Origin of the sequence: Kitasatospora saccharophila, assembly GCF_039529925.1 — a bacterium.
GTDB lineage: Bacteria > Actinomycetota > Actinomycetes > Streptomycetales > Streptomycetaceae > Kitasatospora > Kitasatospora saccharophila.
Map to the genome: position 1 here is coordinate 1 of NZ_BAAANS010000143.1, position 2,125 is coordinate 2,125.

General features: G+C 75.1%; 1 protein-coding gene. It reads right to left on the reverse strand.

The features are described from left to right. Positions 1–2,125: condensation domain-containing protein (locus ABD345_RS39825; protein WP_344559708.1), on the reverse strand; the 2,125-nt coding region annotated here is incomplete at both ends.

A 2,125-nucleotide genomic window follows, 5' to 3' on the forward strand; every position in this document is an offset into this window, starting at 1 on the left:
GCCGTCTCCTCCGGCACCGAAACCGCCCGCTCCGCCAACAGCTCCGCCACCGACGCCGACGGCAACTCCCGCCCCGTCGAAGCCCACTCACCCAACAGCACCCGCTCCCCCGCCGTCAGCACGTCCAGGCTGCCGACCCGGCGGTGCGGGTCGGCGGCGACCTGGGCGAGGACGGCGAGCAGCCGTTCCACCAGGGCCTCGGCGGTGGCGCGGTCGTAGCGGTCGGCGGCGTACTCGAAGGCGATGTCGATCTCCTCGGCCGAGGAGGTCTCCTCGAAGTTGAAGTCGAGTTCGAACTTGGCCGCGCCGAGGTCGCCGGGCAGGATCCGGCTCTCCAGGCCGAGCAGGCGTCCGGCCTGGCCGTCGTTGTGCTGGTAGCCCAGCATCACCTGGAACAGCGGGTGCCGGCCGGGCACCCGGGGCGGGTTGACGGCCTCCACCAGGCGGTCGAACGGGAGGTCCTGGTGGGCGAACGCGGCGAGGTCGAACGCGCGGACCCGGCCCAGGAGTTCGGCGAAGGTCGGATCGCCGGACAGGTCGGTGCGCAGCACGACGGTGTTGACGAAGAAGCCGACCAGCCGGTCGAGTCCGCTGTCGGAGCGGCCCGCGACGGGGGCGCCGAGCGGAATGTCCTCGCCCGCACCGAGGCGGTGCAGCAGGGTGGCGACGGCGGCCTGCAGCAGCATGAAGGTGGTGGTGCCGGTGGCCCGAGCGGCCTCCCGCAGGCCCCGGTAGACGGCGGGCGGCACCTGGGCGTGCACGGTGTCGCCGCGGTACTGGGCGGTGGGGGTGCGCGGGTGGTCCAGCGGCAGCGCGAGCTCTTCCGGCATCCCGGCCAACGCCTGCTGCCAGTGGGCGAGTTGGCGCTCCAGCAGGCTGCCGGGCCCGGCGGCCAGCAGGTCCTGCTGCCAGAGCGTGTAGTCGGCGTACTGGACGGGCAGCGGCGGCAGTTCGGCGCCGGTGTAGGCGGCGGTCAGCTCCTCGACGAACGGGTTCATCGACCACTCGTCGCCCGCGATGTGGTGGAACAGCAGCACCAGCACGTGGTCCTCCGGCCCGAGTTCGAGCAGGGTGACGCGCAGCGGCCGTTCGGCGGCCAGGTCGAAGCCGTGCCGGACGGCCTCCCGCACGGCGGCGTCGAGTCCGGCCTCGGTGACCGGGCGGACCTCGACGGCGTCGGCGGCTGCCGGGGCGTCCAGGACCTGCTGGTACACCGAGCCGTCGCGTTCGGTGAACACGGTGCGCAGGCTCTCGTGCCGTGCGCTGACGGTGCGGACGGCGGCGCGCAGGGCGCCCCGGTCGAGCGGGCCGGTGAGGCGGACCACCAGCGGGACGTTGTAGGTCGCGCCGTCGCCGTCCAGGTTCTGCAGGAACCACATTCGGCGCTGGGCGTGCGAGAGCGGCAGGTCGGCGGGGCGGGTGCGGCGGGTCAGGGCGGGGCGGGTGTCGGCGGGGCCGTCCAGGCGGTGGGCGAGGGCGGCGGGGGTGGGGGCCTCGAACAGGTCGCGGACGGTGAGGGCGCCGCCGAGCACGGTGCGGACCCGGGCGGTCAGCCGGGCGGCGAGCAGCGAGTGGCCGCCGAGGTCGAAGAAGTTCTGCTCCGGCCCGACCTCGGCCAGGCCGAGCGCCTCGCCGAAGATCCCGCACAGGATCTCCTCGCGGGCCCCGCGCGGGGCCCGGTCTCCGCCGCCGGCCCGGGGGGCGGGCAGGGCGGGCCGGTCGAGCTTGCCGTTGACGGTCAGCGGCAGGGCGTCCAGGGTCACGAAGGCCGAGGGCACCATGTACTCGGGCAGCCGGGCGGCCAGCGCGGTGCGCAGCGCGTCGAGTCCGGTCTCGGCGGGGCCGACCAGGTAGGCGACCAGGCGCTTGACGCCCGGGGTGTCCTCGCGGACCACGACGGCGGCCCGGGTGACGCCGGGCTGGGCGGTGAGGGCGTCCTCGATCTCGCCGGGCTCGATCCGGTACCCGCGGATCTTGACCTGGTCGTCGGCCCGGCCCAGGAAGTCCAGCAGACCGTCCGACCGCCGGCGCACCACGTCACCGGTGCGGTACATCCGCGCACCGGGCGCGCCGAACGGGTCCGCGACGAAGCGCTCGGCCGTCAGGCCCGGACGGTTCAGGTAGC